Genomic DNA, 15609 nt, shown 5'->3' with positions numbered 1-15609 from the left:
CGGGCGTGAGGCGCCCGGCGGGGGCGGGCGCGGTCAGTAGGATCGCAGGGAACGGAAGGTGCACTCCATGAACTCCCGCCCCGGCCAGGCCTGACGTGCCGGCATCCCGTCTCCACCTCGTCCGCCACGGCGAGGTCCACAATCCCGGCCGCGTGCTGTACGGCCGTCTGCCCGACTTCCACCTCAGCGACGACGGTGCGCGCATGGCCCGCGCGGCGGCCGAGCACGTCGCCGGCCTGGGTCGCGACGTCGAGGCCCTTCGCTGCTCGCCGCTCGAGCGCACGCAGGAGTCGGCGGCGCCCTTCGCCGAGCGGTTCCACCTCGAGGCCCTGCTCGACGAGCGCGTGATCGAGCCGTCCAACGTGTTCGAGGGCATGCAGATGCGCCGCTCGCTGATGAACCCGCTGAACTGGTGGCACCTGCGCCAGCCGTCGCTGCCCAGCTGGGGTGAGCCGTACACGCTGATCGCCGACCGCATGCGCGCCGCGATGGACGAGCTGTGGCACGGCACCGAAGCGGGCGACGCCGTGATCGTCTCGCACCAGGCGCCGATCTGGATCACCCACCTCTCGGTCGCCGGACTGCCCCTGCGCCACGACCCGCGCACCCGGCGCTGCGCCCTCTCGAGCGTCACGTCGTTCGAGCGCGTGGGCGACGTGTGGCGCGAGGTCGACTACGCCGAACCCGCCCAGACCGGCGGGGCGGTCGACGTCGGCGCCGTCTGACGCGATCCCGGGCCGGCTCACTTCGGGGGCCGGGACCACGGATGCCGGACGAATACCGCGAATCCGTCCGACACCTGTCGTCGCGTCCCCCGAAGTGAGCGCTCAGGCGCCCTCGGCGAGGAACGACTGGATGATGCCGATCGCGGCGAGCTGACCCGCGGCGGCGGCCAGGAGCACCGAGGCCATGGCGCCCGGCAGCGACGCGCGGTGCGCGAGGTCGCCGGCCGCCGAGACACCGGGCAGCGAGGTGCGACCGAAGTCGTCGATCTCGATGGCGCCGGAGGGCAGCATCGCGAGACCGAGATCGGCCGCGAACGGCGCGCGCTGCGCCGACACCACGGATGCCACGAACACGCCTGCCGCGCGGGTCTCGCCCTCGACCGAGCGGATCGTGACCGCGCCCTCGGTCTCGGACACTCCGGTCGCGGGGGAACGGACCGCGGCGCCGAGGCCCTCGAGCATCCGACGGTCCTCATCGGAGAGGGGCTCCGCGGTGGGGAACACCGTGATCGAGCCGACGATGCGCCCGAGCAGCCCGATCAGATGGGCGGCCCGTGCCGCCTCGCCCAGGATCGCGATGGCCTCACCGGCGTGCTCGTGCCCGTCGCAGAACGGACAGCTGAACGCCTTCGTGCCCCAGAGAGCCGCGAGCCCCGGCACGTCGGGCAGGGCGTCGGCCATGCCGGTGGCGAGGATCACCCTCCGAGCCTCGGCAGTCGTACCGTCGGCGAGGTCGACGGTGAAGGCTCCTTGCGCCCCGCTGATGCGGTCTGCGCCCGCCTCGCGCACGTCGACGTCGCCATAGGCGGCGAGCTCGGCGCGGGCGGTGGCCCGGAACGCGTCGGGAGGAGTCCCGTCGTTCGCGATCACGTTGTGCATGTGCCGAACGGTGCCGTTGCGGTACTCGCCCGAGTCGAGCAGCAGCGCCGAGCGGTGCATCCGCCCGAGCGTCAGGGCGGCCTGGAGGCCCGCGGGGCCTGCGCCGATCACGATCGCGTCGTACATGAGGGGTCCTTCCGACCGATGGGACTTGCGTTCCCGACCAGTGTGTGACTTCATGTCGACATGAAGTCAAGCGCGCAGCATCCGTGGTCCATCGGCGACGTGGCGGAGCGTTTCGACCTGCCCACGAACGTGCTCCGGCATTGGGAGACGGTGGGGCTGCTGCACCCCGCTCGGGATGACGCCGGGCGACGCCGCTACGGGGAGGACGAGATCGTGCGCATCGCTGTCATCCAGCGGAGCAAGGCCGCGGGCATGAGCCTCGAGCAGATCGCCGTGCTCCTCGATGACAGCGGCTGGGGGCGTCACCAGGTCTTGCAGGCCCATATCGACGACATCGACCGGCGGATGGAGGAGATGCGACGATCGCGGGAGATGACCGAGCACGCTCTGCGGTGCCGGGCGCACGACATCGCCACCTGTCCACGTTTCCGGGCCGGCGTCGACGACGTCCTCGCCCGGCTGTGACGCCGCCGTATCCGGCCGACGCATAGGAACCCCGGCGTAAGCTGGGAACCGTGCCACTCGCCTCGAGGATCCACCCGATCCGCAGCGGCCGCCCCTCCCGCACCCGACGTCCCGGTCGTGCGGTCGGAGCCGCGCTCGCCGCGGTGCTCGCCGTCGGCCTGAGCGCCTGCGCTCCCGATCCGGTGAGCGAATCCTTCCTCAGCGGGGAGAACACCGGCTACGTCGCGGCCGACGGTGCGATCGTCGAGATCCCGGTCGCCGAGCGCGGCGAGCCCGTCGAGTTCGCCGGCGTCACGGAGGACGGTGAGGAGTTCGACAGCGCCGACCTCGCGGGCCAGGTCACCGTCGTGAACTTCTGGTACGCCGGATGCGCACCGTGCCGGGTCGAGGCCGGCGACCTCGAGGCCGTCTGGCAGGAGCACGGCGGCGACGACGTCTCGTTCATCGGGATCAACACCCGCGACCAGGCCGACACCGCGAAGGCGTTCTCCACCGAGTTCGGCATCACCTACCCGAGCCTGATCGACGTCGACACCGCCCAGGCCAAGCTCGCCTTCGCCGAGGCGACGCCCATCCAGGCCACGCCCACCACCCTGGTGCTCGACAAGCAGGGCCGCGTCGCCGCCCGCATCATCGGACCCATCGACGGGACCTCCATCCTGTCGACGCTCGTCAAGGACGCGCTCGCGGAGAGCGCGTGAACCCCGAAGCGATCATCGGCTCGGGAGCGCTGTGGCTGGCCATCCCGGTCGCGCTGCTCGCCGGGCTCGTCTCGTTCCTGTCGCCGTGCGTGCTGCCGCTGGTGCCCGGCTACCTCGGATTCCTCGGGGGAGCGGTCGCACCGCGTCGCGAGCGGACCGCCGCCCCCGCCGCGTCCCCCGCGGACGCCGTCGCCCCGACCCGCGGTCGGCTGGTGCTCGGCGTGCTGCTGTTCATCCTCGGGTTCAGCGTCGTGTTCGTCGCGATCACCGCGCTCGGCGGGGTCGCGAACGTGTTCCTGCTGCAGTGGGGCGAGCTCATCACCCGCATCCTCGGCGTCGTCATCGTCCTGATGGGCCTCGTCTTCCTCGGGCTCTTCGGCTTCGCCCAGCGCGAGTTCCGGTTCCACGTCGACGCGAAGTACGGCGTGATCGGCGCCCCGCTGCTCGGCATCGCGCTCGGGGTCGGCTGGGCGCCGTGCCTCGGCCCGACGCTCAGCGCCATCTTCGCCCTGTCGTTCAACGCCGGCGACCCGGTGCGCGCGGGACTGCTGGGCCTGGCGTACTCGCTGGGCCTCGGCATCCCGTTCCTCCTCGTCGCCCTCGGCTTCGGCTGGGCGACCCGCGCGATCGGGTTCCTTCGCCGCCACATCCGCGTGGTCAACATCATCGGCGGCGTCCTGCTCATCCTCCTCGGCGTGCTGATGGCGACGGGGCTGTGGACCGACCTCATGTCGCGACTGACGGCGGTGATGAACAGTGTCATCCTCCCGCTCTGATCAGCAGACGACCCCGAACCGGAAGAACAACGGTGCCGTGAGCAGCAAGCCCCCCACCTCCAGCGATCCGCTGCGGCCCTCGGACCACATCGACGGCGACGAGGCGATCAGCCAGCCGCGGCTCGGCGTGGTCGGCTGGCTGCGCTGGGGCTGGCGGCAGCTGACCTCGATGCGCACCGCTCTCATCCTGCTGCTCGTGCTGGCCGTCGCGGCCATCCCCGGCTCGATCTTCCCCCAGCGCATGGCCGACCCGAACGGCGTGACGCAGTGGGAGCGTGACAACCCGGACCTCTTCCCCCTCCTCGACGGGCTGAAGCTCTTCGACGTCTACCTGTCTCCGTGGTTCTCGGCGATCTACCTGCTGCTCTTCACCTCGCTGGTGGGCTGCGTGATCCCGCGCATCCGCCACCACGCCAAGGCGCTCCGGGCCCGCCCGCCCCGCACCCCCGCCCGCCTCCAGCGCCTCGAGGACTTCCGTCGTGTGGAGCGCGACACCGCGTCGGCGTCGGACGGGAACGCGGATGCCGAGGCGGCGGCCTCGATCGACATCGCGACCCGGCAGCTGAAGGCCCTCGGGTACCGCGTCGAGCGCTACGACCGGGGGCGCACCTTCTCGGTCTCGGCCGAGCGCGGCTACTGGCGCGAGACCGGCAACCTGCTCTTCCACCTGGCGCTGGTCGGGGTGCTGGTGACGGTGGGTGTCGGCGGCGGCTTCGCCTACACGGGACAGCGGGTGCTCGTCGAGGGCGAGACCTTCGCGAACACGCTCGTCGACTACGACTCGATGAACCGCGGACGGTTCGTCGGCGATGACGCCCTCGCGCCGTATTCGATGAGGCTCGACTCGTTCGACGTGAGCTATCAGCCCTTCGGCGAGCCCGGGTCGGGGCAGGCCGGCGACTTCTCGGCGAACGTCACCGTCACGGAGAACGGCGAGGAGCGCACCGGCGCCGTGAAGGTCAACGAGCCGCTCGCCGTCGCCGACGACGACGTGTTCCTGCTCGGCAACGGCTACGCGCCGACCATCACCGTGCGCAACGCCGCGGGCGACGTCGTCTTCACCAACAGCGTCCCGTTCCTGCCGCAGGACACGAACATGACGTCGCTCGGTGTGATCAAGGTCACCGACGGCCTGCCGGAGCAGCTGGGCCTGCTCGGGTTCTTCTACCCGACGACGGCCACCCTCGCCACGGGGGCGTTCGTCTCGGGGTACCCCGATCTGACCAACCCCACGCTCACCCTCGACGTGTACTCCGGCGACCTCGGCATCAACGACGGAACACCCCGCTCGGTCTACGTGCTCGACACGACCGACCTCACCCAGCTCACCGGTCGCGCGGTCGACGTGGACTCGATCGAGCTCGCCCCCGGGGAGACCGCCGACCTGCCCGACGGCATGGGCACCGTGACCTTCGAGGACGAGTCCCCCGAGGGCGCGGCCGACGCCTCCGAGTCGGTCAAGCGGTTCGCCTCGCTGCAGATCCACCGCGACGAGTCGGGTGTGCTGGTGCTGGTGTTCGCCCTGCTCGCTCTCGGCGGCCTCATGCTCGCGCTCTTCGTGCCGCGCCGCCGCATGTGGGTCAAGGCGACCGCGGGCGACGGCTCGGTGACGCTCGAGTACGCCGGACTCGCCCGGGGCGAGGACCCGACACTCGCCGCCGCCGTGGACGACCTGGTCACCGGTCATGAACGGCTCCTCGACGCGGACGGGGTGACCGCCGCCCGGCCGACCGACCCCCCGGCGCACGACGCCGAGGACGCGGCCACCCGCACAGACACCGACCTCGATCCGACGGACGCCGGCCCGACGGCATCCGACTCCCCGAAAGTAGACTGACACCATGTTCGACCTCGAAGTGATCTCCCCGATCCTGCTGTGGACGGCGATCGCGATCTACGCCGCGGCCTTCGTCGCGTACGCGTTCGACCTCGCGCGGCGCTCGCAGCTGTCGGCCGACGCGCAGACGGTGCGCGAGGCCGAGCTCGTCGGGGTCGGGGCCCGCGGACGTACGGGGGCCGTGGCCGGCGCCCCCGCGGAGCCCGGACCGCAGCGCTTCGTGATGGCCCGCATCGGCACGTCGCTGACGGTGCTGGCGTTCCTGTTCCATCTCGGCGCCACCCTCACGCGCGGCATCGCGGCCGGACGCGTGCCGTGGGCGAACCTCTACGAGTTCGCGATGATCGGCACCCTGCTCATCATCGCGGTCTACCTCGCCGTGCTGATCAAGATCGACCTGCGGTACCTGGGCACGTTCCTCACCGGTCTGGTGGTGGTGCTCCTCGGCCTCGCCGCGACGAACTTCTACGTCGAGGTCTCGCCGCTCATGGACCCCCTGAAGAGCGTGTGGCTGATCATCCACGTCTTCGTGGCATCGCTCGGCACGGCGTTCTTCGCCCTGGCGTTCGCGCTGTCGGTGGTGCAGCTCATGCAGTCCCGCCGGGAACGTCTCGTCGCCGAGGGCGCGGCCAAGACCGGCCCCGGCTTCCTCCGCACCTTCCCCGCGTCGGAGCGGCTGGAGAGCATGGCCTACCGCTTCACGATCATCGGCTTCATCCTCTGGACGTTCACGCTCATCGCGGGCTCGATCTGGGCGTACTACGCCTGGAGCCGCTTCTGGGGCTTCGACGTCAAGGAGACCTGGACCTTCGTGATCTGGGTGCTGTACGCCGGCTACATCCACGCCCGGGCCACGCGCGGCTGGCGCGGCAACCCCTCGGCGTGGCTCGCGATCGTCGGCTTCTCGGCCGTCATCTTCAACTTCACGATCGTCAACGTCTTCTTCAAGGGCCTGCACGCGTACTCCGGACTCTCCTGAGCCGCGCCGCCCGCGGCATCCGCCTCTCCTGACGACGCCCCGCCCTCACGTCGAGGGCGGGGCGTCGTCGCGTTCCGGGTTCCCCCTCCGTTCGAAAACGGAGACGCGATGCCGTCGGCACGGCGTGTCGGTGCGGTGACACGCCGTGCGGGGGAGGCTGGGCCTGGGTTCTCCGACCGCCCCGCACGCCGCCGCGGTCAGCTGGCGAGGACGGCCTCGGCCGAGGTGGTGCGGCGCAGGGCGACGGCGAGGGTCGTCGCGCCGAGCGACAGCAGGCCCCACACGAGGAGTGCGGCGATCGCCGAGCCGTTCCCGGCGATGAGTCCGGCGAAGGCCGGTGCGGTCGGGAGGGCCGCGCCGATGCTCGACAGCCACGACGGCACCGTCGAGATCAGGCCGGTCGCCACCGCGACCACGGCGACCAGCGCGCTCACCCAGCGTCCGACACCCCCGAGGACCGCGACGAGCGCCTGGTTGACCGCCGCGAACACGATGCCGGCGAGCACGGCGGTGCCGGCGAAAGCCCACCATTGGCCCGCGTCGTAGGCGGCGACGAACTGCACGATGATCGCCAGCAGCAGTCCCTGTCCGGCGCCGAGGAGCGCGGCGGGGGCGAACGCCCGCAGCGTGAGGGCGGCCGAGGGGCGACGCGAGGTCAGGGTGCGGGCCGTGTGCGCGCGCATCACCAGGAACGAGGCCAGACCGCCGACCCAGAGCACGACGGCGGTGAGCAGGGGGATGGCCGTGGGGCCGAAGATCTCGTCGGTCGCGGCGTCGGTCGACACCGGGTCGGCGATCACCGAGGCGATCGAGGTCGACTCGCCGTCGCTGAACGAGGGGAGGGAGTCGGATGCCGTGCGCAGACCGCCCGCCAGGTCGCCCGCGCCGGTCGCCAGGGTGTCGAGGCCGGTGGCGAGCTCGGTGGCTCCGGTGGCGAGTTCCGTCGCTCCGGTCGAGAGCTGACCCGCACCGCTCGCGAGGGAGCGGGCTCCGGCGGCCGACTGGTCGATGCCGTCGGAAGCGAGCTGATCGAGGCCGGTCTGCAGCTGCGTCGCGCCGGTACCGGCCGTGCTGAGCTGCGTCGACAGCGCCGTGCCGGTGGCGGCGATGCCGCTGGCGACGTTCGTCGCGTAGCCCGAGGCGGTGCCGGCCGAGGTGGCGGCGGTGCCCGCACGTCCGGCGGCGGCGGTGAGATCGGCGCAGAAGGTCGCGCTGGCCGTCGAGCCGGTGCACTGGGCGACGAGCGCGGCGAGGTCCCGTGCGAGGGTGGCCGTGTCGGTCGCCGCGGCGGAAGCCTGGTCGGAGGTCGTCCTGGCGGCCCCGACGAGCTGCTGGAACTCGCCGGCCGGGTCGGTCAGCGCCGCCGCGCCCGCCGAGAGACCGGCGCCGAGCTGTCCGGCTCCCGTGGCGATCTGGCGGGTGTTGCTCGCGATCGTGTCGAGTCCGGTCGCGAGCGAGGCGGCGCCCGTGTCGAGCTCGCTCGCGCCGGTGGCGATCTGCGTGGCCCCGTCGGGGATGGCGGCGGCGCCGGTGGCGGCATCCCTCGCGCCCTCGGCGAGCTCGAGCGCTCCGGAGGCCGCTTCGCCGATCTGGTCGCCGATGGTCGTGAAGCCGACCAGGATGTTCTCCGTCGTCGCCTCCGACAGCATGGTGCCGAGGGCCGAGGCCGCGACGTTCGCGATCTGGCCGGTGATGAGGCCGTCCGCGACGAGCCCGTCGTCGGGCGTGGTCACCCGGATGATCGCCTTCTGCGGCTCGCCGCCGCCGTCGGAGACGGCCTGCCCGGCCGAGGTCGCGGCGGCCGAGAAGTCCTCGGGGATCGTGATGACGGCCTGGTACTCGCCGTCGGCGAGGCCCTCGGCGGCGTCGTCCTCGTTCGAGATCACCCACGTGAGGTTCGAGTCGAGGTCGTCGGAGCCCTCGACCAGGCCCGAGGCGAGCTGGCGGCCGAGGGGCGTGACCTGTCCGTCGATCTCGACCGGCTCGTCGAGGTTGACGATCGCGGCGGTCATCGAGTCGAGGCGCTCGGTGGGGTTGTGCAGGGCGGAGACGAGGACGCCTCCGATCGCCGCCGGCAGCAGCAGGATGCCGAGGATCGTGACCCAGGTGATGGGCTTGCGGGAGCGTGCGCGCTCGATGGGAAGGGTCATGCGGTCACCTCGGTTGCGTCGTTCGCCCGGCGAGGGGCGCGGATGTCGAGGACCTCGGCTGCGGGCCAGCCGGCCTCCGTGAGGATGCTGCGGGCGACGCCGGGATCGGATGCCGTCGCGAACACCGTGAGCGGGCGTCTGGTCGCGGCGTCCCGCAGCAGGGCGGTCGCCTGATCCCGTTGCGCCGCGGTGAGGCGGTCGAGCCCGTCGATCACGACGAGCGCGGATCGGCCGCGGAGGGCCTCGCGCAGGTCGGCGAGCGCGGCATCCGAGCCGTCCGCGAGGACGCAGCCGACGTGCGCGCGCACCCAGGCGGCGCGGCCGGGGAGCAGGTGTCCGGCGACGCGCAGGCGGCCGTCCGCGGGGGCGATGCGGCCGGCGACGGTCAGGGCGAGCGCGCGTCGCGCACCGGGGTCGTCGTCGACGGCGATCAGTGCGCTGCCGGCGGCGAGTCGAACCGAGCCCGCCGTGGCAGCGGAGCCGCCCACGGAGAGATCGTCCGCGGCCACGACCGAGTCGTCGCCGGGCCAGTCGGCCAGACGACGTTCGCGTTCGACCGCCTCTCCCTCGATGTCGACGTGCGGCAGCACGCGCTGCAGCCAGGCGGGGATCTGCCAGGCGCGCTCGCCGAGGATCGCCATGAGCGCCGGGATCAGCGTCATGCGCACGAGGAAGGCGTCGATGGCGATGCCGGCGGCGAGTCCGAGGGCGATGGGCTTGAGCGACGAGTCGCCCTCGGGGACGAACGCCACGAAGACCGCGAACATGATGAGCCCCGCGGCGGTGACCACCTTCGCCGAGCCCGTGAACCCGCTTCGCACGGCACGCACGGCCGTTGCGCGGCGCTCGGCGCGGGTCGGCGACTTCGACGCGGGATCGTGCACGAAGTCCTCCCGCATGCGCGAGACGAGGAAGACCTGGTAGTCCATCGCAAGGCCGAACAGCACGCCCATGAGCACGATCGGCATGAAGCTGATGATGGGTCCGACCTTGGCCACGTGCAGCAGGTCGGCGAACCACCCCCATTCAAAGACGGCACCGACGATCCCGAACGCGGCGACGATCGACAGCAGGTAGCCGAGGGCGGCGGTGATCGGGACCCACAGCGAGCGGAAGACGATGGTCAGGAGGATGAGCGAGAGTCCGATGACGAAGATCCCGAAGGGCAGGAGGGCCTTGCCGAGCTGGTCGGAGATGTCGATCGCGACGGCGGTGAAGCCGGTGACCCGCAGGTCGATGCCGAACTCGTCGAGCCACTCGTCGTGGTGCGCCCGGAGCTCGCGCACGAGCTCGGCCGTCGCGGGGTCGTCGGGGGCCGTCTCGGGGACGATCTGCACGATGCCCGTGTCGGCCGACTCGTTCGGCGTCGCGAGGGCGACCTCCTTGACGCCGTCGACCTTCGCGACCGCGTCGCCGAGGTCCTCCATCAGGCCGAGCGGGTCGGTCGAGGTGACGATCGTGCCCGTGAGGATGAGGGGGCCGTTGAAGCCGGGTCCGAACTCCTCGCCGACGATGTCGTAGCTCTGCCGCGCCTCCGAATCCTTCGGCAGCACGCCGGCGTTGGGCAGGGCGAGGTCGAGGCTCAGTGCCGGCACCGCGACGATGCCCAGCCCCAGCACGACGGCCAGGGAGACGAGTACCGGTCGCTTCGTCACCCCGTGCACCCATCGCTCGCTGAAGCGACGACGCGGCGCGCGCGCCGGGGTGTCCTTCTTCGGAACGCGGGTACGCGGCAGCCGGCCCACGATGCGCCCCTTCACGAAACCGAGCACGGCCGGCGTCAGGGTGACGGCGATGGCCACCGCGATGGCCACGGCGACCGAGGCCGCGACGCCCATGGTCGTGAGGAACGGGATGCCGGCGAAGCCGAGGCCGATGAGCGCGATGAGCACCGTGACGCCCGCGAACACCACGGCCGATCCGGCGGTGCCGACCGCGCGGGAGGCGGACTCCTCGGGGTCGACGCCCGCGCGCACCTGGTCCTGGTGGCGGGCCATGATGAACAGCGCGTAGTCGATGCCGACCGCGAGGCCGAGCATGAGGGCCAGCAGCGGCGTGGTCGACGAGACGGTCGCGAAGGCGGTGGCGGCGAAGATGCCGGCCATCGAGATGCCGACGCCCAGCACGGCCGTGAGGAGGGGGAGCCCGGCGACCACGAAGGAGCGGAAGGTCACGACCAGCACCAGGAGCGCGATGAGGAGGCCGACGGCCTCGGTGAGGGTGACGCCCGGGATCGAGCTCGCGAAGAGATCGCCGCCGAGCGCCGCCCGGGATCCGTCCGGGAGCGCGTTCGCGAGGTCGTCCACGGCCGCGTGCAGCTCGTCCTTGGTCTCGGCCGAGACGTCGGTGGACTGTCCGTCGAACTGCAGGCGCACGATCGCCGCGGTCTCGTCCGCGTTGATCATGCCGTTGACCATCTCGTCGTAGGGCGAGGTCGCGGCGAGCACGTCGTCGAGGTCGGCGAGGTCGTCGACGGTGTCCTCGATCCGCTCCCGGTACTCCTCGTCGGTGATCCGGTCACCGTCGGCGGCCACCACGACGAACTGGGCGTTGGTGCCGCTCACCTGCGGGAACGAGCGGGAGAGCTGCTCCAAACCCGCCTGGGATTCGGTGCCGGGGATCGAGAAGGTGTTGTCCGTCCCCGCTCCGAGCACGAGGGCGCCCGTGCCGGCGAGGCCGAGGACGAGCAGCCAGGAGCCGAGCACGCGCCAGGGGTGACGGAACGACCAGCGTCCGAGCGAGGACAGGAGAGTGGACACGGGTGCCTCCGGAGCTTCTCGATTGGATACACGTCTGTATCCAATACATAGATGTATCGTAAAGTCGTCGGCGCGCGGAAATCTGTGTGCCGGGTGTGAGAATCACTCGATCGGATGTCTGGAGGCTCTCGATGACGATGCCGGCTACCCGGAGTCGCCATAACACGCGCGCGCGGCTGCTCGACGCGGCTGCGCAGGTCTTCGCCGAGGTGGGCCTCGACGGCGCTTCGGTCGAAGCGGTCTGCGAGCGCGCCGGCTTCACGCGCGGAGCCTTCTACTCGAACTTCGAGTCCAAGGACGAGCTCTTCCTCATGCTCGTCGGCCGGGTCGCCGAGGCGCGCGTCACGGCGGTGCGCGAGCGCGTCGACGAGATCACGGCGGAGGGCGGGCTCGCGCCGGGGTGCGACCCGACCGAGCTGCTGCAGAAGGTCATGGACTCGGGCGGCGACGACCGGATGGGCGTGATGCTCCTGAGCGAGATCCGCATCCGGGCGCTGCGCGACGAGCGGTTCGGCAGCGCCTACCTCGCCCAGGAGCAGGAGATGGTCGCCAGCATCGCGCAGATCGTCACCGATATCGTCGACGCGGGCGGTCTGCGTCTGCGACTCCCCGCCCCGGTCGCCGCACGCATCCTCATGATCGCGTGGGAGGGCATGACGGTGCGCGGCGCGATGGCCGGGCACGACGATGCGGCGCTCCGCAGCGCGGGCAGCGAGGAGCTCGGCCGCCTCGTGGAGCTGCTCCTGGACTGAGCGCTCGCCGCGTCAGCGTTCGGCGAGCACCCGATGGCAGCGCTCGAGCCGCGCGAGCCACCAGTCGCGGCGGTCCTCGGGGGCCGCGAGACGGTCGAGTGCCGCAGCCTCCGGTGTCGCCCTCTCGGCCGGGAGGATGCCGTCGCGCGGACGCCGGTCGGCGACATCGTCGAGGAAGAGCGATGCCGTGCCGAGGCCGCAGTCGAAGTCGAGCTCGGGGAGCGCGGCGGCGAGGGCGGCGCCCTGCGACAGGCCGATCGCGGTGTCGAGGGCGCTCGAGACGACCGCGGGCAGCCCGGCTGCGGCGATGATCTGCAGCGCATGGGTGACGCCGCCGAGCGGCTGCGCCTTGACGACGAGCAGGTCGGCCGCGCCGGCGCGGGCGACGGCCAGCGGGTCGGACGACTTCCGCACGCTCTCGTCGGCCGCCACCGGGATGCCGAGGTACTTCACGCGGGTGCGCAGCTCGGCGAGCTCGGTGACGGTCGCGCACGGCTGCTCCACGTACTCGAGGTCGAACTCGACCAGGGCGTGCACCGCGTGCTCGGCCTCGTCGACGTTCCAGGCGCCGTTGGCATCGACGCGGACGCGGCCCTCGGGGCCCATCGCGTCGCGCACGGCGCGCACGCGGGCCATGTCGTCGGCGAGCGTCTGGCCGGGTTCGGCGACCTTGACCTTCGCGGTCCGGCATCCGGCGAAACGCGCCAGCACTCCGGGCACCCGGGCGACGTCGACGGCGGGGACGGTGGCGTTGACGCGGATGCCGTCGCGCAGAGGCGTCGGCTGCGGGCGCCAGCCGAAGTCGATCGCCGCGGCGAGCCAGGTCGCGGCCTCGGCATCCTCGTACTCGACGAACGGGGAGAACTCGGCCCATCCCTCCGGTCCCTCGAACAGCAGCGCCTCGCGCGTCTCGACGCCGCGGAAGCGGGTGTGCAGCGGCAGGGCGACCACGCGGGCGGTGGCGAGCAGGTCGGAGAGGTCGGGCGTCGTCATGCGCCCATTCTGCCCTTCCGCGTCCCGCCGGCGCGGACGCACACGGGACGCAGCGCAATATCACCGTGTCGTTGACAATAGTGTGTGACACACAGTAATGTGTTCCGCATGAACGAGACGCTCGACACGCACCTGCAGGAACTGCGACGCGGCACCGTCGTGCTGGCCTGCCTGCAGCTGCTGCGCACCGCGGGCTACGGCTACGGCCTGCTCGAAGAGCTCGAGAGGCGCGGGTTCGCGACCGACGCCAACACGCTCTACCCCCTGCTGCGACGACTCGAGAAGCAGGAGTACCTCACGAGCGAGTGGAACACCGACGAGGCGCGACCCCGCAAGTTCTACCGCACCTCGGCGTCCGGCATCCGCCTCGCCGACACCCTCACCGCAGAATGGCGCTCGCTCACCACGGCGATCACCTCCCTCACCGCAGAGGAGAACTGACATGACCACCACCACCACCCTCACCGAGCGCTACATCGGCGCGACCATCCGCAGCCTGCCCCCGGCTGCCCAGAGCGACGTGCGCGCCGAGCTCGAGGCCTCCATCGCCGACGCGATCGACGCGCGGGTCGAGCAGGGCGAGACGCCGGCCGAGGCCGAGCGCGCCGTGCTCACCGAGCTCGGCGATCCGGGCGTCCTCGCCGCCGGCTACGCCGAGCGCCCGCTGCAGCTGATCGGCCCGCGGTACTACCTGATCTGGTGGCGCCTGCTGACGCTGCTGCTGTGGATCGTGCCCGCGTTCGCCGCCGTCGGCGTCGCGATCGGGAAGATCCTCGAGTTCGCCACCATCGGCGAGACGATCGGCGCGATCGTGGTGGCCGTGCTCATGACGATCGTGCACGTCGGGTTCTGGACGACCCTGGTGTTCGCGGTGCTCGAGCGCACCGCGACCGACCCGGGCGTCGAGTGGAACCCCGATCATCTGCCCGAGATCACCGAGCGGGGCGCCGGACGCAGCGAGGCCATCGCCTCGCTGATCTTCCTCGTCCTCGCGGCCGCGGCCATCCTGTGGGACGCGCTGCGCGGCTTCGTCCGCGACGGCGACGTGCCCGTGCCGATCCTGAACCCGGGCCTGTGGCCGGTGGGCATGACGGTGCTGCTCGTGCTCATGCTGGCCGAGCTGGTGCTCGCTCTCGCGGTGTACCGCGCCGGTCGGTGGACGGTCGCAGCGGCGGTCGTCAACACGGTGCTCGCCGTCGCCTTCGTGGTGCCCGCGCTGGCACTCCTGGTCTCCGGCGACCTCGTCAACCCGGGCTTCATCGACTACCTGGCCGTCGAGCACGCGACGGAGCTGGCCGACGCGAACGCGGGTGCGGCGGACCAGGGCGGCGTCCTCCGCGTGATCGGGGTCATCCTGGGCGTGGTCATCGTGGGCAGCGGCATCTGGGACATCATCGACGGCTGGATCAAGACAGCCCGCGCGAAGCGCGCCTGACGGCATCCGCTGACCACGACGCGCCGCTCCTCCCCTGGGGGCGGCGCGTCGTGCCGCGTCAAGGGGCGTTCGGCGCCGGAACGGCGGGAATAGGCTGGATGCCGTGACCAGTGCATTCGTCTCCGACCTGTTCGACCCCGCCGAATGGGTGCTCGCGCCCGGGGCCGAGGCCTACACCGACATCACGGCCCACGTGTCGAACGACGGCGGGATCGCGCGCATCGCGTTCCACCGGCCCGAGGTGCGCAACGCCTTCCGACCGCACACGGTCGACGAGCTGCACCGGGCGCTCGACATCGCGCGGCAGGACCCGCGCATCGGCGCGGTGCTGCTGACCGGCAACGGTCCGAGCCCGAAGGACGGCGGCTGGGCGTTCTGCTCCGGCGGCGATCAGCGCATCCGCGGCCGCGACGGGTACCAGTACGCCGACGGCGACTCCCCGGCGGACGCGGAGCCCGGCCAGGCCGCCCGCGTGGGACGCCTGCACATCCTCGAGGTGCAGCGCCTGATCCGCTTCATGCCCAAGGTCGTCATCGCCGTGGTGCCCGGCTGGGCCGCGGGCGGAGGGCACTCGCTCCATGTCGTGTGCGACCTCACGATCGCGAGCGCCGAGCACGGCCGCTTCAAGCAGACGGATGCCGACGTCGGCAGCTTCGACGCCGGATACGGCTCGGCGTACATGGCCCGGCAGACGGGTCAGAAGATCGCGCGGGAGGTGTTCTTCCTCGCGGAGGAGTACTCGGCGCAGCGCGCCTACGAGATGGGCGCGGTCAACCGCGTCGTGCCGCACGAGGACCTCGAGCGCGAGGCTCTGCGGATGGCGCGCACGGTGCTGACGAAGTCGCCGACCGCGATCCGCATGCTCAAGTTCGCCTTCAACGCGGTCGACGACGGGCTCGTGGGGCAGCAGGTGTTCGCGGGCGAGGCGACGCGTCTCGCGTACGGCACGGACGAGGCCGTCGAGGGGCGCGACTCCTTCCTCGAGAAGCGCGACCCGGACTGGTCGTCGTTCCCCTGGCACTACTGAGGCCG

Annotated in this window: 14 protein-coding genes; 10 read left to right on the top strand and 4 right to left on the bottom strand. The window is 71.8% G+C overall.

All coding sequences use genetic code 11. The features are described 5' to 3' along the window. Positions 1-95: 95 nt before the first annotated feature. Positions 96-725 (top strand): histidine phosphatase family protein, encoded by a 630-nt coding sequence (locus AB3M82_RS04755; protein WP_412955900.1) that lies wholly within the window; start codon positions 96-98, stop codon positions 723-725. A gap of 102 nt (positions 726-827) precedes the next feature. Here the strand turns inward: AB3M82_RS04755 and AB3M82_RS04750 are convergent, their stop codons facing one another. Then, positions 828-1730 carry an NAD(P)/FAD-dependent oxidoreductase gene (locus tag AB3M82_RS04750; protein WP_412955898.1) on the bottom strand — a complete coding sequence of 301 codons (903 nt, stop codon included), beginning with the start codon at positions 1728-1730 and terminating at the stop codon, positions 828-830. Between the two features lie 60 nt (positions 1731-1790). Here AB3M82_RS04750 and AB3M82_RS04745 point away from each other — a divergent pair, with 60 nt between their 5' ends. Genes AB3M82_RS04745 through ccsB form a run of 5 tightly spaced genes read left to right on the top strand, consistent with a single transcriptional unit; the run spans position 1791 to position 6488 of the window. Next, positions 1791-2195 (top strand): MerR family transcriptional regulator, encoded by a 405-nt coding sequence (locus AB3M82_RS04745; protein ID WP_412955896.1) that lies wholly within the window; start codon positions 1791-1793, stop codon positions 2193-2195. Positions 2196-2245: 50 nt separating this feature from the next. Further along, positions 2246-2896 carry a TlpA family protein disulfide reductase gene (locus tag AB3M82_RS04740; protein ID WP_412955894.1) on the top strand — a complete coding sequence of 217 codons (651 nt, stop codon included), beginning with the start codon at positions 2246-2248 and terminating at the stop codon, positions 2894-2896. Continuing rightward, entirely contained in the window at positions 2893-3672 is a 780-nt protein-coding gene (locus AB3M82_RS04735) for a cytochrome c biogenesis CcdA family protein (protein ID WP_412955893.1), read from the top strand. The genes AB3M82_RS04740 and AB3M82_RS04735 overlap by 4 nt, the downstream gene beginning before the upstream one ends. 37 nt (positions 3673-3709) lie before the next feature. After that, positions 3710-5509 carry a cytochrome c biogenesis protein ResB gene (gene resB, locus AB3M82_RS04730; protein ID WP_412955891.1) on the top strand — a complete coding sequence of 600 codons (1800 nt, stop codon included), beginning with the start codon at positions 3710-3712 and terminating at the stop codon, positions 5507-5509. 4 nt (positions 5510-5513) lie between these two features. Further along, positions 5514-6488 carry a c-type cytochrome biogenesis protein CcsB gene (gene ccsB, locus AB3M82_RS04725; protein ID WP_412955889.1) on the top strand — a complete coding sequence of 325 codons (975 nt, stop codon included), beginning with the start codon at positions 5514-5516 and terminating at the stop codon, positions 6486-6488. Between the two features lie 197 nt (positions 6489-6685). Here the strand turns inward: ccsB and AB3M82_RS04720 are convergent, their stop codons facing one another. Together AB3M82_RS04720 and AB3M82_RS04715 are read right to left on the bottom strand one after the other, a co-directional pair. After that, on the bottom strand, positions 6686-8638 hold the full coding sequence (locus tag AB3M82_RS04720) for a YhgE/Pip domain-containing protein (protein WP_412955888.1): 1953 nt from the start codon (positions 8636-8638) through the stop codon (positions 6686-6688). Beyond that, on the bottom strand, positions 8635-11397 hold the full coding sequence (locus tag AB3M82_RS04715) for an MMPL family transporter (RefSeq protein ID WP_412955887.1): 2763 nt from the start codon (positions 11395-11397) through the stop codon (positions 8635-8637). Before AB3M82_RS04715 ends, AB3M82_RS04720 begins: the two co-directional genes overlap by 4 nt. A gap of 131 nt (positions 11398-11528) precedes the next feature. Between AB3M82_RS04715 and AB3M82_RS04710 the strand changes: the two genes are divergently transcribed. Then, on the top strand, positions 11529-12149 hold the full coding sequence (locus AB3M82_RS04710) for a TetR/AcrR family transcriptional regulator (protein WP_412955885.1): 621 nt from the start codon (positions 11529-11531) through the stop codon (positions 12147-12149). 12 nt (positions 12150-12161) lie between these two features. On the opposite strand, the gene AB3M82_RS04705 is transcribed toward AB3M82_RS04710, so the two are convergent. After that, complete coding sequence (locus AB3M82_RS04705) at positions 12162-13142, bottom strand: o-succinylbenzoate synthase (RefSeq protein WP_412955884.1); 981 nt, start codon at positions 13140-13142, stop codon at positions 12162-12164. A gap of 108 nt (positions 13143-13250) precedes the next feature. Between AB3M82_RS04705 and AB3M82_RS04700 the strand changes: the two genes are divergently transcribed. The 3 genes from AB3M82_RS04700 to AB3M82_RS04690 all read left to right on the top strand — a co-directional run bounded on the left by AB3M82_RS04700 (position 13251) and on the right by AB3M82_RS04690 (position 15604). Further along, entirely contained in the window at positions 13251-13583 is a 333-nt protein-coding gene (locus AB3M82_RS04700) for a PadR family transcriptional regulator (RefSeq protein ID WP_412955882.1), read from the top strand. A 1-nt stretch (position 13584) separates the two neighbouring features. Next, positions 13585-14577 carry a permease prefix domain 1-containing protein gene (locus AB3M82_RS04695; protein ID WP_412955881.1) on the top strand — a complete coding sequence of 331 codons (993 nt, stop codon included), beginning with the start codon at positions 13585-13587 and terminating at the stop codon, positions 14575-14577. A gap of 103 nt (positions 14578-14680) precedes the next feature. Continuing rightward, positions 14681-15604: a 1,4-dihydroxy-2-naphthoyl-CoA synthase gene (locus tag AB3M82_RS04690; protein ID WP_412955880.1), complete on the top strand. Its 924-nt coding sequence runs from the start codon at positions 14681-14683 to the stop codon at positions 15602-15604. Positions 15605-15609: the final 5 nt, after the last annotated feature.

Origin of the sequence: Microbacterium californiense (genome assembly GCF_047246625.1) — a bacterium.
Classification (GTDB): Bacteria; Actinomycetota; Actinomycetes; order Actinomycetales; family Microbacteriaceae; genus Microbacterium.
The sequence above is the reverse complement of the archived record's forward strand: the minus strand, read 5'-3'. Positions and strand labels throughout refer to the sequence as shown.